The organism is Methylobacterium sp. OAE515, from assembly GCF_041806315.1.
GTDB lineage: Bacteria > Pseudomonadota > Alphaproteobacteria > Rhizobiales > Beijerinckiaceae > Methylobacterium > Methylobacterium tardum.
In genome coordinates, this window is the sequence record NZ_JBGMUV010000001.1 from 1,102,584 (window position 1) to 1,123,979 (window position 21,396).

Consider the following 21,396-nt stretch of genomic DNA (forward strand, 5'->3'; position numbering starts at 1 on the left):
AGCAACACGGGACGCAATATTCCCGCATCACAGAACCCGTAGACACCGCCCCGCACAACGGTCCTCGAAGACCGAAAAAGGGGAAACACCATGCTCGACGTCATCGCCCGCCTGCTGCTCTCGGCCGGCATCCTGACCGGCACCACCTACCTGCCCATGCTCTCGCAGGCCGTCACCGCCCAGCCGGCCGATGCCCCGGCCTCCGCGATGGTCTCCCGCGCCTGCCCGGCGAAGGCCGCCGCGCCCGGCGCCCGCGCGCTGGCCTGCATCGGCTGACCGGCCATGGGTGCCCTGCCTCTGGTCCTCCTCGTCGGGACGAATGTCGTGGTCGCCGTCCTGATCCCGCTCCTCGTCTGAGCCGGCTGTCATGACCCGCGACGGTTGCCCTGGTGCGCGGCCTCGGTTAGCCGGACTCTGCGGTCGGTTCGCGCCGCGCTCCGCGTCCAGATCCGCCTCCGGCCCCGCATGCCCGAGATTGCACGCCTCGACAGGGACCGACGCCGCGTCGCGGCGGTCGCCGTGGCGATGCTGATCGGTCTCGGCGAGGCGCGGCCGGCCTTGTCCCTCGAGCAGCCGGACAGCCCGCGTCCCGCGCGTCCGGCCCGGCCGATCGCGCCCGAGCTGGCCGCGGCCCTCGCCGCGTACAGGACCTACGTCGTCGCCCAGGCCGACGCCTTCGTGCGCGAGACCGCGCGCTTCGTCGCGGCGATCCAGGCCGGGCAGCTCGCGGAGGCGCGCCGGCTCTACGCCCCGGCGCGCGCGCCCTACGAGCGCATCGAGCCGGTGGCGGCCCTGTTTCCCGAGCTGATCAAGCGCCTCGACGTGCGCAGCGACGAGTTCGAGCTGCGCGAGCGCGATCCCGCCTTCGTGGGCTTCCACCGCCTGGAGATGGCGCTCTTCACCCACGGCACCACGGAGGGCCTCGGCGAGGTCGCAGAGCGGCTCTCCGCCGAGACCGTGACCCTGCGCGACAGAATCGCGGCGCTGGCCATTCCGCCCGCCAAGGCGGTCGGGGCCGCTTCGGCCCTGATCGAGGGGATCGCCGCCACCAAGATCAGCGGCGAGGAGGAGCGCTACAGTCGCACCGACCTGTGGGACTTCCAGGCCAATATCGAGGGCTCGAAGGTGGTGTTCACGCTTCTGCGTCCGCTCCTGGCGGACCGGGACTTCGTGGCCCGGGTCGAGCGCAGCTACAAGCGGGTTGAGGACCTGCTTGCCCGCTACCGCAGCCCGGACGGCGCCTTCCAGAGCTACGACAACCTCACGGCCCGGGACCGCAACGCCCTCAAGGGGCCGATCACGCTGCTCGCCGAAGACCTGTCGACGTTGCGCGGCCGGCTGGGCTTAGACTGAAACCATTGCCAAGGTGCCGTCCTGTCGTCTTTGTTCGCGGCGACAAGCGGCAGAACGAACAGATCTCGTCGAGCGATGATGCGCTTTCCGTCTCCGGTCCCCACCCGCCGCCGTTTCCTCGGCGGTCTCGGCGCGGCCGCGCTCCTCGGTCCGGCCCGGGCCGAGGATGCGACGCCCACGCCGGCGACCGAGGGCACGCTCGTCGCCCAACCCTTCTACGGGCCCCATCAGGCCGGGATCGTCACCCCGCAGCCGGCCGCCGCCCTCTACGTCGCCTTCGACGTGCTGGCCGAGCGTCGGGGCGAGCTGCCCCACCTGTTCCGGACGCTGACCGAGCGCCTGGCCTTCCTGACCCGGGGCGGCGCCGTGCCCGATGTCCACCCGCAGCTGCCGCCGCGCAATTCCGGCATCCTGGGTCCGACCGTCCTGCCGGACAACCTCACCGCCACCGTCTCGGTCGGCGCGAGCCTGTTCGACTACCGGTTCGGCCTGGCGCGCGCCCGCCCGCGCCATCTCGGGCCCATGGAGCGCTTCTCCAACGACGCCCTTGACCCGGCCCAGTGTCACGGCGACCTGCTGATCCAGTTCTGCTCGAACACGGCCGAGACCAACATCCACGCCCTGCGCGACGTCATCAAGGCGACGCCCGGCCTGCTCGCGCCGCGCTGGAAGATCGAGGGTTTCCTGCCGCCCCACGTGGTGAAGACCATGGGGGCCGACACCGTGCGCAACATGCTGGGCTTCAAGGACGGCACCGCCAATCTCGACGTGCGGAATTCCCGGCTGATGGACCGCTACGTCTGGGTGGGGGCGGGGCAGGACGAGCCGGCCTGGGCCGTCGGGGGCAGCTACCAGGTGGTGCGGATCATCCGCACCCTCGTCGAGCGCTGGGACCGCACGCCGCTCGGCGAGCAGGAGGCGATCATCGGCCGGCACAAGGGCAGCGGCGCGCCGCTCCGGCAGGGCCACGAGCGCGACACCCCTGACTACGCGGCCGATCCGGACGGCGAGGCCATCTCGCTCGCCGCCCATATCCGCCTCGCCAACCCGCGCCTCCCCGGCACCGAGGGCAGCCTGATCCTCCGCCGCAGCTACAATTACTCCCGCGGGCTGACCACGGCCGGACAGCTCGATATGGGCCTGCTGTTCGTCTGCTATCAGGCCGACCTCGCGGCCGGCTTCATCACCGTCCAGAACCGCCTCTCCGGCGAGGGCCTCGAGGAGTACATCCGCCCGGTCGGCGGCGGCTACTTCTTCGCCCTGCCGGGCGTCGCGGGGCCCGGGAGCTTTCTGGGGGAAGGGTTGCTCGCCGCGGCGTAGGCTGATCGCGTCCCGATTCGCGTGGACCTGGCCACCCGGGGTTGGTCCTGCGCACCGTCATCCCGGGGCCGCGCAGCGGAGCCCGGGATCCAGAGCCGCCGACGCGCCAATGCTTTGCTCCGTCGGTGGTTCTGGATTCCGGGCTCGTCTGCGGCGCCCCGGAATGACGGCATGGCCGGCAGCCCAAGCGAATTCCTGATCGAGGGTCGCGATCTCGATCCTGGCGCGCCGCCGCCGGGGAACGCGGTTCGATGCCGCGAGGCGGGCGCGCTGCGGATCGACGGGACCTGTCACCACGCCCCATCCCTCAAGAACCGCCGCGCCGGCGGCCTTGCGCAATCCGGAAGCCGCCGCCTACAAGTTGCCGGCTCAAGCTCGGCCCGGATCGAGCGGCAACACGGTGGGGCGGCCTTAAGGCCTTGCTCCCCATGGAGGAAACCGCGTGACAATCGCCCGATGCGGTGCAGCCCTGGCGCTGCTCTGGGGACTGGGTTCGGTGTCGCCCGCTAAGGCCGACGACTGCCCCAATCGCGGCCAGCTCGACGACGCGTATTGCGACGCCAACAAGGATCTCGTCGCCGATGTGCCGGCGAAGACCCGTGATCCCAGCGTCATCGTGTTCGCCTACACGCCGGTCGAGGATCCCGCGGTCTACGAGAACTCCTTCAAGCCGTTCACCACCTATCTGAGCCAGTGCACGGGCAAGCGGGTCGTCTACTACCCCGTCCAGTCGAACTCGGCCGAGATCGAGGCGATGCGCTCCGGCCGGCTCACGGTCGCGGGCTTCTCGACCGGCCCTCTGGGCTTCGCCGTCAACATGGCCGGCGCGATCCCGTTCGCCGCCAAGGGCACCGAGAAGGGCGCCGAGGGCTACAACCTCATCGTCGTGGTGAAGGCAAACAGCCCGTACAAAACGCTCACCGATCTCAAGGGCAAGCGGGTCGCCCACACTGCCCCGTCGTCGAATTCCGGCAATCTCGCCCCGAAGGCGCTGTTCCCCGAGCAGGGCCTGAAGCCGGGCGAGGATTACAAGCTCATCTATTCCGGCGGTCACGACAAGTCGGCGCTCGGCGTCGGCACCGGCGATTACGACGCGGCCCCGGTCGCCTCCGACGTGTTCTACCGGATGGTCGCCCGCGGGACGATCAAGGGCGACGATTACCGGGTGATCTACACGAGCGAGAAATTCCCGACCTCGGGCTTCGCCTACGCCCACGATCTCAAGCCGGAGCTCGCCGAGAAGCTGAAGCAGTGCTTCTACGATTTCCGCTTCCCGCCCGACATGGTGAAGGATTTCGAGGGCGACGACCGCTTCGCGCCGATCACCTACCTCAAGGATTGGGCGATCGTCCGCAAGGTCGCGGAGGAATCCGGCACGCCCTACAACAAGGCTGCCTACGAGCGGGAGGCCGCCCGGGAGGCCGAGGCGGCGCGCAAGAAGGCGGAAAGCGCAGGCCAGAAGTGATGGCGGGCTCCGCGCTGCGCGAGGCCGCTCAATCCGCCGTCGTTCCGGCGGACGACCCGCGCGCCCTGGTGATCCGCGGGCTCACCAAGGAATACCGGCCCGGCCAGCCGGTCCTGAAGGGCATCGACCTCGTGGTGCCGGGCACCGGCCTCACCGCGATCATCGGGCCGTCGGGGACCGGCAAGAGCACCCTGATCCGCTGCATCAACCGCCTCGTGCAGCCGACGTCGGGGGAGATCCTGTTCCGCGGCGAGGATCTCGCCCAACTCTCCGGCCGCCGCTTGCGCCAGGCGCGTCGCCGGATCGGGATGGTGTTCCAGGAGTACAACCTCGTCGAGCGCCTGACCGTGATGGAGAACCTGCTCTGCGGGCGCCTCGGCTACGTGCCGGTCTGGCGCGCGTGGCTGCGGCGGTTCCCCGAGGCCGACATCGCCCGGGCCTTCGACCTCCTCGACGCGGTCGGCCTCTCGGGCTTCGCCACGCGCCGGGCCGACGCCCTCTCGGGCGGCCAGCGCCAGCGCGTCGGCATCGCCCGGGCGATCATGCAGGAGCCCGAGATCGTGCTCGCCGACGAGCCGACCTCCTCCCTCGACCCGAAGAGCTCCGTCGAGATCATGGAGATCCTGTCGCGGCTCGCGGCCGAGCGCGGCGTGCCGGTGGTCGTCAACATCCACAACGTGGCGCTCGCCCAGCGCTTCGCCGCGCGCATCGTCGGCATGTCGGGCGGCCACGTGGTCTATGACGGGCCGCCCGACCGCCTGAGCGAGCGCGACCTGCGCGGCATCTACGGCGGCGAGAACTGGCTCGAATGAGCGCCACCGCCGGACCAACCCCCGCGGCCGCATCCCGCGGCGCCGCGTTCCGTCCGAACTGGACGGCGCGGATCGGCTGGGCGCTCCTCGCCGTCTACGCGCTCTACGCCGCCAGCCAGCTCGGCTTCGTGCCCGAGCGCCTCGCCAGCGGGCTCGGCCATGGCCGGCAGTTCCTGGCCCGCATGTTCCCGCCGAACTTCTCGCGCTGGGAGCTGATCCAGTCCGGCATCGTCGAGAGCCTGCAGATCGCCGTGATCGCCACGGTGGTCGGCATCGCGGTCGCCCTGCCGATCGGCTTCCTCGCGGCGCGCAACCTGATGCCGCCCTGGGTGACGTGGCCGATGCGGGCGCTGATCGCCCTGTGCCGCTCGTTCCACCCGATCATCGTGGCGATCCTGTTCGTGAAGGCGATCGGCTTCGGGGCGCTGGCCGGCGTGATGGCGCTGATCGTCGCCTCGGTCGGCTTCATCGCGAAGCTGTTCGCCGAGGCGATCGAGGAGATCTCCCTGAAGCAGGTCGAGGCGGTGCGGGCGACCGGCGCGGGCTTCCTGTCCACGCTGATCATGGGCGTGCAGCCGCAGGTCCTGCCGCGCTTCATCGGCTTCGCCACCTACCAGCTTGATTCCAACCTCCGGAACTCGACCATGGTGGGGATCGTGGGCGGCGGCGGCATCGGCGCGACGCTGTTCACCGCCTATCAGCGCTTCGACTACGACGTCGTGCTGGCGATCCTGATCGTCATCGTCGCGCTGATCATGGTGGCCGAGATCGTGTCGGGCTGGGCGCGGAAGGTGTTCCAGTGAGCGCCGCCGCCGCGACCGTCTCCGCCGCTCCGGTCCCGCGCCGCTGGCAGCGCTTCTCCCTGGGTAAGCGCCTCGCGCGGCTCGCCTTCACGCTGTTCGCGGTGGCCGCCTTCGTGACGAGCCTGCGCACGATCGAGGTGATCCCGGAATTCCTCTACGACGCCCCCGACCAGCTCGCCGACCTGTTCGGCCGGATGTGGCCGATGGATGCCGGCTATGTCGGCCCGACGCTGCGGGCGCTGGTCGAGACGCTGCACATCGCGACGCTCGGCACGTTGATCGCGATCGGGATCGCGGTGCCGATCGGGCTGCTGGCGGCGCGGAACGTGACGCCCAGCCTGCCCCTGAACCTGCTGGCGAAGTTCGTCTTCGTGACCTCCCGCTCGGTGAATTCCCTGGTCTGGGCGCTGCTGTTCGTGGCGGTGTTCGGCCCGGGTCCGCTCGCCGGCACGCTGGCGATCGCGCTGCGCTCCGTCGGGTTCACCGGCAAGCTGTTCGCCGAGGCGCTGGAGGAGGCGAACCGCGGCTCGATCGAGGCGCTGCAGGCCGCCGGGGCCGGGCGGCTCTCGACCCTGCTGCTCGGCTACTGGCCGCAGGTGAAGCCGGCCTTCTGGTCGATCGCGCTGTTCCGCTGGGACATCAACATCCGGGAATCGGCCGTGCTCGGCCTGGTCGGCGCCGGCGGCATCGGCGTCGCGCTCGATACGGCGCTCAACCTGCTCTACTGGGATCAGGTGGCCGTGGTGCTCGCCGCCATCTTCGCCACCGTCATCGCGGCCGAGATCGTGGTCACGACCGTGAGAGCCCGCATGCTCTGAGACTAAGGCGACAGGTTCGCGTGGCGCGTCGACGCCGAGCGCCGGATCCCGCCGGGACCGGTGCTTGACGCTGGGATGCCAGCCATGCCCTCCTGTCGGCAAATAAAAAATCCGCCTCGGAGGAATGTCTGCCATGACGCTGATCCGGTGCTGCGTTCTCTCGGCCGCGATCAATCTGGCCGCCCTGATCGGGCCGGCTTCCGCCGAGCCGATCCGCGTCAAGGTCGGAATCCTCAACGACATGTCCGGCGTCTACGCGGATACCGGCGGCAAGGGCTCCGTCGTCGCCGCGCAGATGGCGGTCGAGGATTTCGCCAAGACCAACCCGGACGTGCAGGTCGAGGTCGTCTCGGCCGACCACCAGAACAAGCCCGATGTCGGGGCCGCCGTCGCCCGCCAGTGGTACGACCGCGAGGGCGTCGACGCGATCCTCGACGTGCCGACCTCCTCGGTCGCGCTGGCGGTGAGCCAGGTCACGCGCGAGAAGAACAAGGTCTTCATCGATTCGGGCGCCGGGACCACGGAGCTGACCGGCCGGCAATGCTCGCCGAACACGATCCAGTGGACTTACGACACCTACGCGCTGGCGCACGGCACGGCCGGCGCCATGCTCAAGCGCGGCGGCGACGCGTGGTACTTCCTCACCGCCGACTACGCGTTCGGCCTCTCGCTGCAGAACGAGGCCACCGCGGTGATCGACAAGGGCGGCGGGCGGGTCCTGGGCGCCGCCCGGGTCCCGTTCCCCGCCACCGACTTCTCCTCATTCCTGCTGCAGGCCCAGGCCTCGGGGGCGAAGGTGGTGGGGCTGGCCAATGCCGGCGGCGACACGGTCAACGCGGTCAAGCAGGCGCACGAGTTCGGGCTGACCGAGAGCGGCCAGAAGCTCGCAGCGCTGCTGATCTACGCCGTCGACGTCCACGCGATCGGGCTGCAGACCGCGCAGGGGCTGGTGCTCACGGAATCGTTCTACTGGGATCTCAACCCCGGGACGCGGGCCTTCTCCGAGCGGTTCTATCCGCGCAACGGCAACAGCATGCCGACGATGAACCATGCGGGCGTCTATGCCGGGCTGCTGCACTACCTGAAGGCGGTGGCGGCGACGAAGTCGACGGACCCGCAGGCGACCATGGCCTGGATGAAGGCCAACCCGACGGACGACCCGCTGTTCGGCAAGGGCACGGTCCGGGCGGACGGGCGCAAGGTGCACCCGATGTACCTGTTCGAGGTGAAGGCGCCCTCGGAATCGAAGGGCCCGTGGGACCTCTACCGGCTCCTCGACACGATCCCGGCCGAGCAGGCCTTCCGCCCCCTGGCCGAGGGGGGCTGCCCGCTCGTCGGCAAGCTGTAGAAACGGGAGCCCGGCATGCTGCGTGACATCGGAGGACAGGTCGCCTGGGTGACGGGGGCCGGGTCCGGCATCGGACAGGCGGCCGCCCTGGCTCTGGCGAAGGCCGGGCTGCGGCTCGCGCTCACCGGACGGGGGCGGGAGGCCCTGGAGCACACCGCCGAGCTCGTGCGCCAGGCGGGCGGGGAGGCACTGGTCGCCCCCGCCGACATGCGCGTGGCCGACGACGTCCAGCGCGCCTGGGAGGCGGTGGAGGCCGCCTACCGGCGCTGCGACCTGCTGGTGAATGCGGCGGGCCTCAACGTGCCGCAGCGGGGCTGGGACGCGATCACGCCGGCCGGCATCGACGCCGTGGTCGGCGCCAACCTCAACGGCCCGTTCTACGCGTCGCGGGCGGTGCTGCCGGCGATGCGCGCCCAGGGGAGCGGCCTGATCATCCACGTCTCCTCCTGGGCCGGCCGCTACGTCTCCAAGCTGACCGGACCGGCCTATTCGGCGGCCAAGCACGGGCTGGTGGCGCTCTCGGAGAGCCTGAACCAGGAGGAATGCGGCCACGGCATCCGGTCCTGCTGCATCTGCCCCGGCGAGGTCGCGACGCCGCTCCTCGACAAGCGGCCGGTTCCGGTGACGGCGGAGGACAAGGGGCGGATGCTGCAGGCGGAGGATCTCGCCGAGACGATCCTGTTCGTCGCGCGCCTGCCGGCCTCCGTGTGCATCAACGAGATCCTGATGAGCCCCACCTGGAACCGCGGCTATCTCGAAGGTGTGAAGCTCTGAGCGGTCGCGATGAGGGGGCCGCGCCGGCCTCAGCTCAGGGAAACCTCGAAACCGCGCTGCACGGCGGGGCGGCTCATCAGGGTCTGGTACCAGCGCTGCACGTGCGGATACGCGTCGAGGCTGACCTGATGGCGCTCGTGCCGCCAGGCCCATCCGAGGATCGCGAAATCCGCCACCGAGAGCGGGCCCGCCACGAACTCGACCTGCGCCAGGCGGCGGTCGAGGACGCCGTAGAGCCGCCGCGTCTCCTTCTGGTAGCGCTCCAGCCCGTAGGCCCGGTTCGCCGGATCGACGGTCAGGAAGTGGTGGACCTGGCCGGGCATCGGCCCGAAGCCGCCCATCTGCCACATCAGCCATTCCAGCGCGCCGACGCGTTGCCGCCGGTCCTCCGGCAGGAACCGGCCGGTCTTCTCGGCGAGGTACAGCAGGATCGCACCGGATTCGAACACCGAGATCGGCGCGCCGTCTGGCCCGTCGGGATCGACGATGGCGGGGATCCGGTTGTTCGGGCTGATCGCCAGGAAGGCCGGCTCGTGTTGCGCGCCCTGGGTGATGTCCACCGGCGTGACCCGGTAGGGCAGCGCCATCTCCTCGAGGGCCACGCTGATCTTGCGGCCGTTGGGCGTGTTCCAGGCGTACAGCTCGATCATCGCGGTCCATCCCCTCAGGCGCCGGATCGTCGGTCCCATGTACCGGCCCTGGCCGGTCCGCAGAAGCAGGGATCGCACGGGATACCGCCAGCCGCCCGGCTACCGGCCGCGCCGCATTCCCCATCCGAGCCTAGTTGCGCAGCGGATCCGGCTTCTGGCCGTCCGGCAGGATCTCCTTGAGATGATCGTGCACCATGTCGGCCGTGAACGGCTTGCCGATGAAGTGCGCCCCGTCGGGCATGTCATCCGGGCCCGGCTGGACCTGACCGGACGCCACCACGATGGCGATGTGCGGCCACTGACGGGCGGTCTCCCGCGCGACCGCGAAGCCGTCGCGGGAGCCCGGCATCTGCACGTCGGTGAACAGCAGGACGATCAGGGTATGGTTCTGAGCGAGCAGCGCGATCGCCGTGTCGCCGTCGCTGGCCTCGAAGGTCCGGAACCCCGCATCCTCCAGCATATCCATCGCATCCATGCGGATGAGGCCATCATCGTCGACGACGAGGGCGTAAGGGGTCGAGGGGGCAGGCGAGTCGGTCATCACCAGACAAAGCCCAACCCAGATCAAAGATCCGGGCCGCGCATCGGGCGAGGTAGCGGGCGGCACGCCGGGCGGCGCAAGCGCACCGGTCCGGTCGCCGTCTCAGGCGCCGGTCTGCCCGTCGTCGTACCGGGTCTGCGCGGCGCCGATGGCGTCGAGATGCTGGAAGGCCCAGGCCCCCAGCGCCTTCACCGGCTCGGCCAGGGAGCGCCCCATCTCGGTCAGCTCGTAATCGACCCGGGGCGGGATCGACGGCGTGACGGTGCGGCTCACCAAGCCATCCCGCTCCAGGTTCCGCAAGGTCAGCGTCAGCATCCGCTGCGAGATCCCGCCGATGCTGCGCTTCAGCGCGCTGAAACGGTGCGGTCCGCGATGCAGCAGCATGATGACGAGCACGCTCCACTTGTCGCCGATACGGGACAGGACCTGCGAGACCCGGCGGCAATCTGACGACGGCGAGACGGTCGACTCGGTCACATCCATGTAACCTCGGTATCAAATCTGTGCCGTCTTGCGGCGCCCAGCCAAGCTCATATCATCGCCCGGTCACAAACAGGAACCGGGTTCCGATATGAAACTTCTGCACGTGGATAGCAGCATTCTCGGGGCTGGCTCGGTCTCGCGCGAGCTGTCGGCCCTGATCGTCCGGAGGGTGACGGCGGGCGTCGCGGCGGAGGTCACGTACCGCGACCTCGCCGAGGCGGATCTGCCGCACCTGACGCTGGCGACGCTGCCGAGCGCCCATCCCCGGGCGGCCTTGGCGGGCGCGCTCGACGCGGCCGGGCAGTCCCGGCGCGACGCCAGCGACCGGCTCCTCGACGAGTTCCTGGCCGCCGACATCGTGGTGGTCGGGGCCCCGATGTACAATTTCGGCATCCCCTCGCAGCTCAAGGCCTGGATCGACCGCCTGGCCGTGCCCGGCCGGACCTTCAGGTACGGCGCGGGCGGTCCGGAGGGCCTGATGCGGGGCAAGCGCGTGATCGTCGCGCTGGCCCGCGGCGGCTTCTATGGTCCGGACACCGCGATGATCTCGGCGGAGCACGCCCAGAGCTACCTGCGCGCGGTCTTCGGGTTCCTGGGCATCGCGCCCGAATTCGTGCTGGTCGAGGGTCTGGCGGCCGGCGAGCAGACCAAGACCCACGCGATGGAGGTGGCGCGCGACGCCATCGGACAGCTCGCCGCCTGACGGGCACGCTGGTGCTGTGGGCGCGCGGCCGGTGTGACAAACCGCACGCCGGGACCGGCCTCGTTCCCGCATGACCGGCGCGCCGCTTCGGGACGCCGCCCAGACGCCCCGCATTCGAAAAGGTCCGCGATGCCCCTGACCCTGTACGACGCCTCGATCCCGGTGTTCACGCGCGGGCTGACGATCCTGTCGACCCTGCTCGACAAGGCGGAGGCGCACGCGTCCGAAACCGGCGCGGCGCCCGAATCCTATGTCGAGGCGCGGCTCGCGCCCGACATGCTGACGCTGGCCGGCCAGGTGCAGCGCGCCTCCGACACCGCGAAGTTCGGCGGCGCGCGGCTCACCGGCACGCAGGCCCCGTCCTTCGCGGACGCGGAGACCACGTTCGACCAGTTGCGGGCGCGCTGTGCGGACACGATCGCCTATCTCGGCACGCTGCCGCCCGACGCCTTCGCGGGCCGCGAGACGCAGGCGGTCACTTTCGGCGGCGGTGCGTTCCAGCAGACGCTGTCCGCCGACCGCTACGTCCTCCAGTTCGCGCTGCCGAACTTCTTCTTCCACGTCACCACGGCCTACGACATCCTGCGGCACAGGGGCGTTCCGGTCGGCAAGCGCGACTATCTCGGCCCCTTCGACGGCGCCTCCGCGTAGCGCCGGCCGGATTGACCGGCCCGGTGACGGTCGAAAAGACCGAGGCCGCACGCCCCGGTCTGGAATCGGCATCCGGCGCTCAGGCCGAGACCCCTGTTGCGACCACGGTCTCGGTCGCGAAGGCGCGGTAGCTGCGCAGCGGCCGGCCGAGTAGCTCGGTCAGGCGCGCGACGTCGCCGGCCTCGGGCAGCATGCCGTCGGTGAGGAAGCGCTCGGCCATGAGGCGCATGTCGAAGGCCATCCAGCCGGGCATGAAGGCCCGCAGAGTCTGCTCGAACCGGGCGGTGTCGTCGCCGCCATAGGCGACTGGGCGACCCAGCACCTCCGACCAGATCGCCGCGACATCCGCCCCGGTCAGCGTGTCCGGACCGACGAGGTTGATCCGGTCGAGCGGGAGCGGCCCGGGGGCTTGCTCGCGGCGCAGGAGTTCGCGGGCCGCGATCGCGCCGATGTCCCGCACGTCGATCATCGCGAGACCCTTGCTGCCGACCGGCATCGGGTAGACGCCGTGGCCCAGCACCACGTCCTTGATCGTCAGATCGTTGCTGAAGAAGTAGGCGGGGCGCAGGATGGTGGCGCCGAAGCCCATCCGCTCGATCATGCGCTCGACGGCGAACTTGCCGGCGAAGTGCGGCACGTTCACGTAGACGTCGCTGTGGATCACCGACAGGTAGACGATCCGCTCGATGCCGGCCTCCCGGGCGAGATTGAGCGCGATCAGCGCCTGCGAGACCTCGTCGGGCACCACCGCGTTCAGCAGGAACAGGGTGGAGACGCCCGACAGGGCATTCCGCAGCGCGTCGACATCCAGCAGGTCGCCCTGCACGACGGCGATGCCGGCCGGCAGATCGGCCTTGGCGGGATCGCGGACGAGGGCTCGGACCTCCGCCCCCTGCTGGACGAGCTGCGTGATGACGTGCCGACCGACCGTGCCGGTGGCGCCGGTTACGAGGATGGTCATGGGATCACTCCGGGTTGATGTCGTGGACAGCCCGAAGATGCGTGATCCACCCGTGCGCCAATAGATGGTATATTGGGATACACTGTCTCGCTGGTGGAACGGATGGATCTCCTCGCCCTCGCCGATTTCAACCTGGTCGCCCGCCACGGCGGGTTCGGACGCGCCGCCCGGGCCACCGGACGCCCGAAGGCCACGCTGTCCCGCCGGGTCGCGGAGCTGGAGGGCAGCCTGGGCTTGCGCCTGCTGGAACGCGGGACGCGCATCCTGACGCTCACCGAGGAGGGGCGGGTGCTCCACGCACGCTCCGGCGCCCTGCTGACCGAGCTCGAGGAGGTTGCTGCGGGGATCGCGGCGGGCGGACGCAACCCGCGGGGGCGCCTGAGGATCAGCGCCCCGCTGCTGTTCTCGCAGACCGCGATGGGCCGGCTCGCCGCCGGATTCGCCGGGCAGTTTCCGGAGGTCCGGCTCGAGGTGACGACGGAGGATCGCGCCGTCGACATGGTCGAGGAGGGCTACGACCTCGTGATCCGGGTCAATCCGGACCCGGATGACAGTCTGGTCGGGCGGATCTTCCTGCGCGACCGGCTCGTCGTGGTCGCGAGCCCGGGTCTCGATCGCGGCGTGGACGGCGCTCCCGTCCCGGCCGTCCTGCGCGGCGGGAGCGATCCCGTGACCGCCTGGACCGTGACGGGGCCGACGGGCCGGGTGCGCATCGCGGTCGATCCGGTCCTGCACCTGTCCTCGCTGATCATGGTGCGCGACGCGGTCCGGGCGGGCGCCGGCGCCGCCTGCCTGCCGGTCTCGCTGGTCGGCCGCGATCTCGCGGCCGGCACGCTGGTGCATTGGGGCGATGCGGACGGCCCGGAGATCGCGCTCTGGGCGCTCTACCCATCGCGCCGGCTGCTGAGCGCGCGGGTGTCGGCCTTCCTCGACCACCTGAAGGCGGCGTTCCCGCTCGGCACGCCGGAGGAGCTGGCGACCTTCATCACAGGCTGAAGGCGGCGGCGCTCCGGAGATACGCCCGGGGCCGGCTTGTCACATCCATAACGTGTTATGTATATCGCGCTCAGGAGCGATGCCATGAGCGCCGACATACTGCACGACCTGGGGCCCCTGTTCCTCGGCAGCCGCCTCAAGCGCCTGTCCGACCGGTTCCAAGGGGACGCGACCAAGATCCTGCGGGAGGAGGGGCTCGGGATCCAGCCGGCGCAATTCCCGCTCCTCGCCGCGGTCGATCGCTACGGCTCCATGACCGTCAACGAGGCCGCGCTCGCGCTGGGTGTGAGCCAGCCGGCCGTCACCCGCACGGCGGCCAGCCTCGTGGAAGCCGGGCTCCTGACCGAGACCCGCTCCGACCGCGACCTGCGCCAGAAGGCCCTGTCGCTCAGCGCCGCCGGGCGGGTGCTGATGGCGCGCGCCAAGGCGACGCTGTGGCCCCGGGTCCACGCGGCCGTGACCGACCTGTGCGACGGCCTGACCGGTCCGCTGCTGGACCAGCTCGCCGGGCTGGAGCACCGGCTCGATGACCGCGCCTTCGCGGCGCGCGTCCAGGCCGGCCCCCGCGCGGGCGGCGAGCGGCCGGCGCTCACGATCCGCGACTATGTGGACGATCTGGCCGAGGCCTTCTACGCCATCAACGCCGAGTGGATCGCGGCGATGTTCGCCCTGGAGGAGAACGACCGCCGGATCCTGTCCGATCCCCGGGGCGAGATCCTGGATCGGGGCGGTCTCATCCTGTTCGTCGAGGCCGAGGGTCTGGGAGTCGTGGGCACCTGCGCGCTGATGACCACCAGTCCGGGCTGCTTCGAGCTCACCAAGATGGCGGTGTCGGAGCGGGCACGCGGCTTGAAGGCCGGCGAGCACCTCCTGCGCGCCGTCTTGGCCCGCGCCGGGACGATGGACATCGAGACGCTCTATCTGCTGACCAACACCGCGTGCGCGGCGGCGATCCATCTCTACGAGAAGGTCGGGTTCCGGCACGATGCCGAGATCATGGACCGCTTCGGACGACGCTACGCCCGCTGCAACGTGGCAATGCGCTACGAACCGTGACCGGGATGGCCGCAGGCGGGCCGCCATCATCCAGCGTACCGGCTCCGGTCGCGCAGGTCTTCGATCTGCCGGATGGGTATCATGTCCCGAACCGGCCCGGTCGTGCCGGGCAAGTCTTGCTGCGCAGCCTCGGCGGATCTGCAGGATCGACGGCAGATCAGTAACGGAGAAGCACAGGCCGACGCTCCCGTTATGGAAGCGGCCTCGGAAAGACGTTCCGGTCTGCCCTGAAAATACGGAACCTCTTTCTGCGGGCCGGGGGATATCTTGGCGATGCTCCGGATGGGCCTGCCGTGATTCATGGTCGGCCGGTTCGTCCAGGGCCGAGCGCCCGCCTTTCTGCCGAAGGAGATCTCCGCGTGACGACCACACGACGCCGGGTCGCGGCCCTGCTTGTTGCCCTCGGCGCCGGCCTCGCGACCGCGACGGGCGCGGCCGCGCAGGCGGCACCCAGGGAGTTTCGGATCGGCTACCAGAAGGTCGGCGTGGTCGTGGTGGCGCGCCAGCAGGGGACCATCGAGAAGCGCTTGGCGCCGCAGGGCATCGCGGTGCGCTGGGTCGAGTTCCAGGCCGGACCGCCGCTGCTCGAAGCCCTCAACGCCGGCAGCCTCGATTTCGGCTTCGCCGGCGACACGCCGCCGGTCTTCGCCCAGGCGGCCGGCAGCACCCTCGTCTATGTCGGCGCCTCGGTGCTGTCCGGCGAGGGCGAGGCCATCGTGGTGAAGGCGGGCTCGCCGATCCGGACGGTGGCCGACCTCAAGGGCCGAACGGTCGCGGTCGGGCGCGGCACCAGTTCCCACAACCTGCTGGTGACGGCGCTCGAGAAGGCGGGCCTCAGCGTCTCCGACGTCAAGCCGGCCTACCTGCTGCCCTCCGATGCCGGCCCCGCCTTCGCGAATGGCAGCGTCGAGGCCTGGGTGATCTGGGATCCGTATCTCGCCCTGGCGCAGGCGCAGAACGACACGCGGATCCTCACGACCTCCCGGCAGACGCACGCCGTGTCGGACTTCTTCCTGGCCAGCCGGACCTTCGCCGACCGGTATCCTGGGATCGTGACGGCGGCCGTAGAGGGCATGGCGGAGGCGGCTTCCTGGGCGGAGGCCCACCGGGATCAGGTGGCGCAGGCGCTCGCGACCGTCACGGGCGTGCCGTACGCGATCGAGAAGGGCGTCGCCGATCGCACGGAATTCGGCGTCGGCCCGGTCACGGAGGCGCTCCTCGCCAAGCAGCAGGCGACGGCCGACCGATTTCACCGGCTCGGGCTGATCCCGCGCGCCATCCAGGTCCGGGACGCGGTCTGGACGCCGCCCCGGACCTGACTCATCGGGAGACGCGGACATCCGCCGTGGACGTCCCCGCGTGACGCTCAGGCCGCGTCCGGCATGCGCTCGAGGAGCTTGTCGAGGGTGATCGGGTAGTCGCGCACGCGGATGCCGGTGGCGTTGTAGATCGCGTTCGCCACCGCGGCGCCGACCCCGCTGATGCCGAGTTCGCCGACGCCCTTCGCCTTCATGGGCGAGGACATCGGGTCGACCTCGTCGAGGAAGTACACCTCCTGGTGCGGGATGTCGGCATGGACCGGCACCTCGTAGCCGGCCAGGTCGTGGTTGGCGAAGAAGCCGCGCTTGGTGTCGACGGCCAGCTCCTCCATCAGGGCCGCGCCGGTGCCCATGACCATGCCGCCGATCACCTGGCTGCGGGCGGATTTCGGGTTGAGGATCCGCCCGGCCGCGCAGACCGCCAGCATCCGCCGGACCCGCACTTCCGCGGTATAGGCGTCCACCGCGACCTCGACGAAATGCGCCCCGAAGGTCGAGACCTGCTGCACCTTCGAGATCTTGCCGAACTCGATCGCGTCCTCGGCGACCAGCTCGCCGTCGGCCGCGGCCTGGGCCAGCGGGATCGCGCGGTTGCCGGCGCGGACCTCGCCGTCCTCGAACACCGCGTCGGTGGCGTTGAAGCCGAGCTTCTGCGCGACGGCCTCCCGCAGCTTCACGCAGGCCGCGTAGACGCCCGCGGTCGACGAGTTGGCGCCGAACTGGCCGCCCGAGCCCGACGAGACCGGGAAGTCCGAGTCGCCCAGCCGCGCCACGACTCGGTCGAGGGGCACACCCATCATCTCGGCCGCGGTCTGTGCGATGATCGTGTAGCTGCCGGTACCGATATCGGTCATGTCGGTCTCGACCGTGACTCTGCCGTCGCGATCGAGCCGCACCCGGGCGCCCGACTTCAGCACCATGTTGTTGCGGAACGCCGCCGCCATGCCGAGGCCGATGAGCCGCTGGCCCTCCCGGACCTGCCCGGGCTTCGGGTTGCGCTTGGCCCAGCCGAACTTCTCGGCGCCGAGCTTCAGGCAACCGACGAGGTCGCGGTGCGAGAACGGGCGGTCCGGCTGGTTCGGATCGACCTGGGTGTCGTTCCGGATGCGGAATTCCACCGGGTCGAGGCCGAGCTTCTCGGCCATCTCGTCCATGGCGATCTCGAGCACCGCCAGGCCCGGCGCCTCGCCCGGCGCCCGCATGGCGTTGCCCTCGGGCAGGTCGAGACGCGCGAGCTTCATGGCGGTCAGGCGGTTTGCCCCCGCGTAGAGGAACTTGGTCTGGTTCACCGCCGTCTCGGGATCGCCGTCCGGCAGGTTGCCGGACGTGCTCTCGTGGGCGATCGCCGTGATAGTGCCGTCCTGGGTCGCGCCGATCCGGACCCGCTGGATCGTGGCCGGCCGGTGGGTGGTGTTGTTGGCGATGAGCGGGCGCGTCAGCGCCACCTTCACGGGCCGCCCCGCCGCCTTGGCGGCGAGCGCCGCCAGCACCGCGTCGGCGCGCACGAACAGCTTGCCGCCGAAGCCGCCGCCGACGAACGGCGCGTCGAGCCGGACCTTTTCCTTGGGCAGGCCGAGCATCTTGGCGAGGCTGCCATGGCCCCAGCCGATCATCTGGTTGGAGGTCCAGAGCGTGACCTTGTCGCCGTTCCAGGCCGCGGTCGTGGCGTGCGGCTCCATCATGGCGTGGCTCTCGTCGGCGGTCGAGTAGGTCGCGTCGAGCGTCACGGGGGCCTGCGCGAACGCGCCCTCGAAATCGCCGACCCGCTCCTCGCCGTCGCCGCCGCTGCCCTCGCCGCTGTCGGCCGGGACCGGCTTGGCCGATTTCGCCGCCTCGGCGAGATCGAACGCGCCGTCCTCCGGGGCGTATTCCACCGCGACCAGGAAGGACGCCGCCCGGGCCTGCTCGAAGGTCTCGGCCACCACCACGGCGATGGCCTGATGGTAGTGCTGGATCACGTCGCCGCCGAACAGGTAGGCGACGTTCATCACGCCGCGCTCGATCCGCGGCGTGTCGAGGGTGGTGACGATCGCGATGACGCCGGGGGCCGCCTTGGCGGCCGCGGTGTCGATCCGGCGCACGCGGCCCTTGGCGATGCCGGCGCCGAGCACGTAGCCGTAGGCGGCGTTGGGCGCCACGTCGTGGCGCTCGTAGGCGTAGGGCGCGGTGCCGGTGGTCTTGTACTTGCCGTCGATGCGGTCGGTGGGCCGGCCCACGACCTTGAGGCGGTCGATCGGGTTCGGGCCCGCGGGGGTGTCGAACTTCATGGCTCAGGCCCTCGCTTGGTTGAGCGCGGCGGTCAGCGTCCGCTCGGCGAGCGTCAGCTTGAAGGCGTTCTCGTGGGTCGGCTTGGCGTCGGCGAAGACCCGGGACGTCACGGCCTTGGCGCCCTTCGGGAGATCGGCCTCGGCCGCCTCCACCCGCCAGGGCTTGTGGGCGACGCCGCCGAAGGCGACGTGGCCGCTGCCGTCCTTGCCCAGGATCGCCGCCACCGAGACCAGCGCGTAGGCGTAGGAGGCGCGGTCGCGGACCTTGCGGTAGATATGCGTGCCGGCGACCGGCTTCGGCAGCGTCACCGCGGTGATGAGCTCGCCGGGCTTGAGGTTGGTGTCGCGCTGCGGCTCGTCGCCGGGCAGGCGGTGGAACTCGGCGATCGGGATGCTGCGCCCGCTGCCGGAGGCGTCGACCGTCTCGACGGTGGCGTCGAGCACGCGCATGGCCACCGCCATGTCGCCGGGATGCGTGGCGATGCAGGCCTCGCTGCCGCCGATCACCGCAAGCGACCGGTTCACGCCGTCGAGCGCCGCGCAGCCGGAGCCGGGCGCGCGCTTGTTGCAGGCCTGCGCCGTGTCGTAGAAATACGGGCAGCGCGTCCGCTGGAGCAGGTTGCCGGCGGTGGTCGCCCTGTTGCGCAGCTGGCCCGAGGCGCCCGCGAGCAGCGCCCGGCTCAGGACCCCGTAATCCTTGCGTACCCGCGGGTGGGCGGCGAGGTCGGTGTTGCGCACCAGCGCGCCGATGCGCAGGCCGCCCGCTTCGGTCGCCTCGACCGTGTCGAGGCCGAGGCCGTTCACGTCCACGAGGTGGCGCGGGCTCTCGATCTGCAGCTTCATCAGGTCGAGGAGGTTGGTGCCGCCGGCGATGAACTTGGCGTCGGGCGTGGCGGCGATGGCCGCGGCGGCTTCCGCCGGCGTGCCGGGGCGCTCGTAGGTGAAGGACTTCATGCCCGCGCTCCCGCGACCTCGGTCATCGCCTCGACGATGTTGGAATAGGCGCCGCAGCGGCAGATGTTGCCGCTCATGCGCTCGCGGATCTCGGCCTCCGTCACCTGGGGGGCGGCCTCGAGATCCGCGGTCACGTGGCTCGGGATACCGGCCTTGATCTCCTCGAGGACGGCGACGCCCGAGCAGATCTGGCCCGGCGTGCAGTAGCCGCACTGGTAGCCATCGTGCTTCACGAAGGCCGCCTGCATCGGGTGCAGGTGGTCCGGCTGGCCGAGCCCCTCGATTGTGGTGATCTCGGCGCCCTGGTGCATGACCGCCAACGTCAGGCAGGCGTTGATGCGTCGGCCGTCGACGATCATGGTGCAGGCACCGCACTGGCCGTGGTCGCAGCCCTTCTTGGAACCGGTCAGGTGCAGGTGCTCGCGCGCCGCGTCGAGCAGGCTGGTCCGGGTGTCGATTTCGAGGTCCCGGCGCTGGCCGTTCACCGTCAGGGTGACCTTCGCGAGAACCGGTTCGTCGGTCCGTACGGCTCCGGCACCTGCGCCCTCGGGCGCGCCGGCCGCGGCGGCGGTAGCTCCCACCATCAAGTCTCTCCGGTTCAGATCATCACGTCGCGAACGCTGCACCCCGATCTCCCGGCCTGAGGCAGGAGAGAGGACCGGCACGGGCCGGCCCGTCGCGGGCGGGATGCCCCAGGGAAACACCGACACCCTGGATTTGCTCCAAGGTATGGCGCGCGGGCGCAATGATCAGGGGGGCGGGCTCGTCTGCGGCGTTCCGGCAGGAGGGCGCGCGCGGCCGGTCCCGGCGGAGAACCCCGCGCCGGGACGACGATCCTGTCTGCCGGCTCGTGCCCGCGCCGCCCCGGGACGACGCGCTGTGCCCTCCGGGGCGACGGCGGGAACCGGAGATCGGCTAGGAGAGGCCGGGGCCTAGCCCAACGCCTCCGCCACCGCCTTGCCGCAGGCCTCCGTATCGGCGTTGCCGCCGAGGTCGCGGGTCCGCAGCGTCCGCTCCGAGAGCACCCGCTCGATCCCGCTGACGATCTCGGCGGCCGCGGCGTGCTCCCCGAGATGCTCCAGCATCATCGCGCCCGACCAGATCTGGCCGATCGGGTTGGCGATGCCCTGGCCGGCGATGTCGGGCGCCGAGCCGTGGACCGGCTCGAACACCGACGGGTGCACCCGCTCCGGGTTGATGTTGCCCGACGGCGCGATGCCGATCGTGCCCGTGCAAGCGGGCCCGAGGTCCGACAGGATGTCGCCGAACAGGTTCGAGGCCACCACCACGTCGAACCGGTCCGGGTTCAGGACGAAATGCGCGGTCAGGATGTCGATGTGGTACTGGTCCCACCGCACATCGGGATAGGCCTTGGCCATCTCCTTCACCCGCTCGTCCCAGTACGGCATGGTGATCGAGATGCCGTTCGACTTGGTGGCCGAGGTCAGGTGCTTGTTCGGGCGCTTCTGGGCCAGCTCGAAGGCGAATTTCAGGACCCGGTCGACCCCGTGGCGGGTCATGATCGTCTCCTGCAGGGCGAATTCCCGGTCGGTGCCGGCGAACATCCGGCCGCCGGCATTCGAGTACTCGCCCTCGGTGTTCTCCCGGACCACCCAGAAGTCGATGTCGCCCGGCTTGCGGTCGGCCAGCGGGCACTTCACTCCCGGCATCAGCCGCACCGGGCGCAGGTTGGCGTACTGGTCGAACTCGCGCCGGAACAGGATCAGCGAGCCCCACAGGGAGATGTGGTCGGGCACCCGCTCGGGCATGCCGACCGCGCCGAAATAGATCGCGTCGTGGCTCTCGATCTGCGGCTTCCAGTCCTCCGGCATCATCCGGCCGTGCGTCTCGTAGTAGTCGCAGCTCGCGAAATCGAACCAGTCGAGCTGGAGGCTGAAACCGTGCCGCTTGGCGGCCTGCTCCAGCACGCGCACGCCCTCGGGCACCACCTCCTTGCCGATGCCGTCGCCGGGGATGACCGCGATGCGGTAGCGGCGCTGCTGGCCGGTCTGCGGGCTTGTCTCTTGGCCGGGCATGGATCCTCCACGGGTTACGGCGTTCGGGCCTTGCGGACCCCTGGTTGCAGGCGCCAGGGTGATTGTTGCTCGCCTGTGTGCGGTCA

The 21,396-nt window shown here is 70.6% G+C and carries 22 protein-coding genes; 14 read left to right on the forward strand and 8 right to left on the reverse strand.

From position 1 onward, the window contains the following. Positions 1-90 precede the first annotated feature (90 nt). The 9 genes from ABIE45_RS05345 (at position 91) to ABIE45_RS05385 (ending at position 8,693) form a co-directional block, all read left to right on the forward strand. Complete coding sequence (locus ABIE45_RS05345; protein ID WP_192709645.1) at positions 91-276, forward strand: hypothetical protein; 186 nt, start codon at positions 91-93, stop codon at positions 274-276. A gap of 189 nt (positions 277-465) precedes the next feature. Next, complete coding sequence (efeO, locus tag ABIE45_RS05350) at positions 466-1,353, forward strand: iron uptake system protein EfeO (protein WP_192709644.1); 888 nt, start codon at positions 466-468, stop codon at positions 1,351-1,353. Between the two features lie 78 nt (positions 1,354-1,431). Further along, entirely contained in the window at positions 1,432-2,673 is a 1,242-nt protein-coding gene (gene efeB, locus ABIE45_RS05355; protein WP_192709779.1) for an iron uptake transporter deferrochelatase/peroxidase subunit, read from the forward strand. A 442-nt stretch (positions 2,674-3,115) separates the two neighbouring features. Next, positions 3,116-4,138 (forward strand): phosphate/phosphite/phosphonate ABC transporter substrate-binding protein, encoded by a 1,023-nt coding sequence (gene phnD / locus ABIE45_RS05360; protein WP_192709643.1) that lies wholly within the window; start codon positions 3,116-3,118, stop codon positions 4,136-4,138. Continuing rightward, positions 4,138-4,950, forward strand: coding sequence for a phosphonate ABC transporter ATP-binding protein (gene phnC / locus ABIE45_RS05365; protein ID WP_192709642.1), 813 nt, complete (start codon positions 4,138-4,140; stop codon positions 4,948-4,950). The genes phnD and phnC overlap by 1 nt, the downstream gene beginning before the upstream one ends. Next, positions 4,947-5,753 carry a phosphonate ABC transporter, permease protein PhnE gene (phnE, locus tag ABIE45_RS05370; RefSeq protein ID WP_192709641.1) on the forward strand — a complete coding sequence of 269 codons (807 nt, stop codon included), beginning with the start codon at positions 4,947-4,949 and terminating at the stop codon, positions 5,751-5,753. The genes phnC and phnE (ABIE45_RS05370) overlap by 4 nt, the downstream gene beginning before the upstream one ends. Continuing rightward, on the forward strand, positions 5,750-6,571 hold the full coding sequence (gene phnE, locus ABIE45_RS05375; RefSeq protein ID WP_192709640.1) for a phosphonate ABC transporter, permease protein PhnE: 822 nt from the start codon (positions 5,750-5,752) through the stop codon (positions 6,569-6,571). Before phnE (ABIE45_RS05370) ends, phnE (ABIE45_RS05375) begins: the two co-directional genes overlap by 4 nt. A 133-nt stretch (positions 6,572-6,704) precedes the next feature. Next, positions 6,705-7,919, forward strand: a complete 1,215-nt coding sequence (locus ABIE45_RS05380) for an ABC transporter substrate-binding protein (protein ID WP_192709639.1) — start codon at positions 6,705-6,707, stop codon at positions 7,917-7,919. Between the two features lie 15 nt (positions 7,920-7,934). Beyond that, entirely contained in the window at positions 7,935-8,693 is a 759-nt protein-coding gene (locus ABIE45_RS05385) for an SDR family oxidoreductase (protein ID WP_192709638.1), read from the forward strand. 29 nt (positions 8,694-8,722) lie between these two features. On the opposite strand, the gene ABIE45_RS05390 is transcribed toward ABIE45_RS05385, so the two are convergent. The 3 genes from ABIE45_RS05390 to ABIE45_RS05400 form a co-directional block, all read right to left on the reverse strand. Beyond that, positions 8,723-9,343 carry a glutathione S-transferase N-terminal domain-containing protein gene (locus ABIE45_RS05390; protein WP_192709637.1) on the reverse strand — a complete coding sequence of 207 codons (621 nt, stop codon included), beginning with the start codon at positions 9,341-9,343 and terminating at the stop codon, positions 8,723-8,725. Positions 9,344-9,473: 130 nt separating this feature from the next. After that, on the reverse strand, positions 9,474-9,884 hold the full coding sequence (locus tag ABIE45_RS05395) for a response regulator (RefSeq protein WP_192709636.1): 411 nt from the start codon (positions 9,882-9,884) through the stop codon (positions 9,474-9,476). Between the two features lie 102 nt (positions 9,885-9,986). Then, on the reverse strand, positions 9,987-10,367 hold the full coding sequence (locus ABIE45_RS05400) for a helix-turn-helix domain-containing protein (protein WP_192709635.1): 381 nt from the start codon (positions 10,365-10,367) through the stop codon (positions 9,987-9,989). An 88-nt stretch (positions 10,368-10,455) separates the two neighbouring features. Here ABIE45_RS05400 and ABIE45_RS05405 point away from each other — a divergent pair, with 88 nt between their 5' ends. Continuing rightward, positions 10,456-11,070, forward strand: coding sequence for an NAD(P)H-dependent oxidoreductase (locus ABIE45_RS05405; protein WP_192709634.1), 615 nt, complete (start codon positions 10,456-10,458; stop codon positions 11,068-11,070). A gap of 129 nt (positions 11,071-11,199) precedes the next feature. Further along, positions 11,200-11,721: a DUF1993 domain-containing protein gene (locus ABIE45_RS05410; RefSeq protein WP_192709633.1), complete on the forward strand. Its 522-nt coding sequence runs from the start codon at positions 11,200-11,202 to the stop codon at positions 11,719-11,721. 79 nt (positions 11,722-11,800) lie between these two features. Here ABIE45_RS05410 and ABIE45_RS05415 read toward each other — a convergent pair whose 3' ends face one another. Further along, positions 11,801-12,682 (reverse strand): NmrA/HSCARG family protein, encoded by an 882-nt coding sequence (locus ABIE45_RS05415; protein ID WP_192709632.1) that lies wholly within the window; start codon positions 12,680-12,682, stop codon positions 11,801-11,803. A 102-nt stretch (positions 12,683-12,784) separates the two neighbouring features. Here ABIE45_RS05415 and ABIE45_RS05420 point away from each other — a divergent pair, with 102 nt between their 5' ends. The 3 genes from ABIE45_RS05420 (at position 12,785) to ABIE45_RS05430 (ending at position 16,053) form a co-directional block, all read left to right on the forward strand. Next, complete coding sequence (locus ABIE45_RS05420; protein WP_192709631.1) at positions 12,785-13,678, forward strand: LysR family transcriptional regulator; 894 nt, start codon at positions 12,785-12,787, stop codon at positions 13,676-13,678. Between the two features lie 84 nt (positions 13,679-13,762). Further along, positions 13,763-14,734, forward strand: a complete 972-nt coding sequence (locus tag ABIE45_RS05425) for a bifunctional helix-turn-helix transcriptional regulator/GNAT family N-acetyltransferase (protein ID WP_192709630.1) — start codon at positions 13,763-13,765, stop codon at positions 14,732-14,734. Positions 14,735-15,093: 359 nt separating this feature from the next. Then, complete coding sequence (locus ABIE45_RS05430; protein ID WP_192709629.1) at positions 15,094-16,053, forward strand: aliphatic sulfonate ABC transporter substrate-binding protein; 960 nt, start codon at positions 15,094-15,096, stop codon at positions 16,051-16,053. Between the two features lie 47 nt (positions 16,054-16,100). Here the strand turns inward: ABIE45_RS05430 and paoC are convergent, their stop codons facing one another. The 4 genes from paoC to ABIE45_RS05450 all read right to left on the reverse strand — a co-directional run bounded on the left by paoC (position 16,101) and on the right by ABIE45_RS05450 (position 21,310). Then, positions 16,101-18,320, reverse strand: a complete 2,220-nt coding sequence (gene paoC, locus ABIE45_RS05435) for an aldehyde oxidoreductase molybdenum-binding subunit PaoC (protein ID WP_192709628.1) — start codon at positions 18,318-18,320, stop codon at positions 16,101-16,103. A 3-nt stretch (positions 18,321-18,323) separates the two neighbouring features. Then, positions 18,324-19,274: a xanthine dehydrogenase family protein subunit M gene (locus ABIE45_RS05440; RefSeq protein ID WP_192709627.1), complete on the reverse strand. Its 951-nt coding sequence runs from the start codon at positions 19,272-19,274 to the stop codon at positions 18,324-18,326. Next, a complete protein-coding gene (paoA, locus tag ABIE45_RS05445) occupies positions 19,271-19,858 on the reverse strand; it encodes an aldehyde dehydrogenase iron-sulfur subunit PaoA (RefSeq protein ID WP_210331887.1) in 588 nt (195 codons plus the stop codon). The genes ABIE45_RS05440 and paoA overlap by 4 nt, the downstream gene beginning before the upstream one ends. A 348-nt stretch (positions 19,859-20,206) precedes the next feature. Then, the gene (locus tag ABIE45_RS05450) at positions 20,207-21,310 is read right to left on the reverse strand and encodes a tartrate dehydrogenase (RefSeq protein WP_192709625.1); all 1,104 of its coding nucleotides are present in this window, start codon (positions 21,308-21,310) and stop codon (positions 20,207-20,209) included. Positions 21,311-21,396 lie beyond the last annotated feature (86 nt).

Coding starts and splice junctions, on each gene's coding strand:
- ABIE45_RS05345 (WP_192709645.1), top strand. CDS start 91: ATGCTCGACGTCATCGCCCGCCTGCTGCTCTCGGCCGGCATCCTGACC.
- efeO (WP_192709644.1), top strand. CDS start 466: ATGCCCGAGATTGCACGCCTCGACAGGGACCGACGCCGCGTCGCGGCG.
- efeB (WP_192709779.1), top strand. CDS start 1,432: ATGCGCTTTCCGTCTCCGGTCCCCACCCGCCGCCGTTTCCTCGGCGGT.
- phnC (WP_192709642.1), top strand. CDS start 4,138: ATGGCGGGCTCCGCGCTGCGCGAGGCCGCTCAATCCGCCGTCGTTCCG.
- phnE (WP_192709641.1), top strand. CDS start 4,947: ATGAGCGCCACCGCCGGACCAACCCCCGCGGCCGCATCCCGCGGCGCC.
- ABIE45_RS05380 (WP_192709639.1), top strand. CDS start 6,705: ATGACGCTGATCCGGTGCTGCGTTCTCTCGGCCGCGATCAATCTGGCC.
- ABIE45_RS05385 (WP_192709638.1), top strand. CDS start 7,935: ATGCTGCGTGACATCGGAGGACAGGTCGCCTGGGTGACGGGGGCCGGG.
- ABIE45_RS05390 (WP_192709637.1), bottom strand. CDS start 9,343: ATGATCGAGCTGTACGCCTGGAACACGCCCAACGGCCGCAAGATCAGC.
- ABIE45_RS05395 (WP_192709636.1), bottom strand. CDS start 9,884: ATGACCGACTCGCCTGCCCCCTCGACCCCTTACGCCCTCGTCGTCGAC.
- ABIE45_RS05400 (WP_192709635.1), bottom strand. CDS start 10,367: ATGGATGTGACCGAGTCGACCGTCTCGCCGTCGTCAGATTGCCGCCGG.
- ABIE45_RS05405 (WP_192709634.1), top strand. CDS start 10,456: ATGAAACTTCTGCACGTGGATAGCAGCATTCTCGGGGCTGGCTCGGTC.
- ABIE45_RS05410 (WP_192709633.1), top strand. CDS start 11,200: ATGCCCCTGACCCTGTACGACGCCTCGATCCCGGTGTTCACGCGCGGG.
- ABIE45_RS05415 (WP_192709632.1), bottom strand. CDS start 12,682: ATGACCATCCTCGTAACCGGCGCCACCGGCACGGTCGGTCGGCACGTC.
- ABIE45_RS05420 (WP_192709631.1), top strand. CDS start 12,785: ATGGATCTCCTCGCCCTCGCCGATTTCAACCTGGTCGCCCGCCACGGC.
- ABIE45_RS05425 (WP_192709630.1), top strand. CDS start 13,763: ATGAGCGCCGACATACTGCACGACCTGGGGCCCCTGTTCCTCGGCAGC.
- paoC (WP_192709628.1), bottom strand. CDS start 18,320: ATGAAGTTCGACACCCCCGCGGGCCCGAACCCGATCGACCGCCTCAAG.
- ABIE45_RS05440 (WP_192709627.1), bottom strand. CDS start 19,274: ATGAAGTCCTTCACCTACGAGCGCCCCGGCACGCCGGCGGAAGCCGCC.
- paoA (WP_210331887.1), bottom strand. CDS start 19,858: ATGGTGGGAGCTACCGCCGCCGCGGCCGGCGCGCCCGAGGGCGCAGGT.
- ABIE45_RS05450 (WP_192709625.1), bottom strand. CDS start 21,310: ATGCCCGGCCAAGAGACAAGCCCGCAGACCGGCCAGCAGCGCCGCTAC.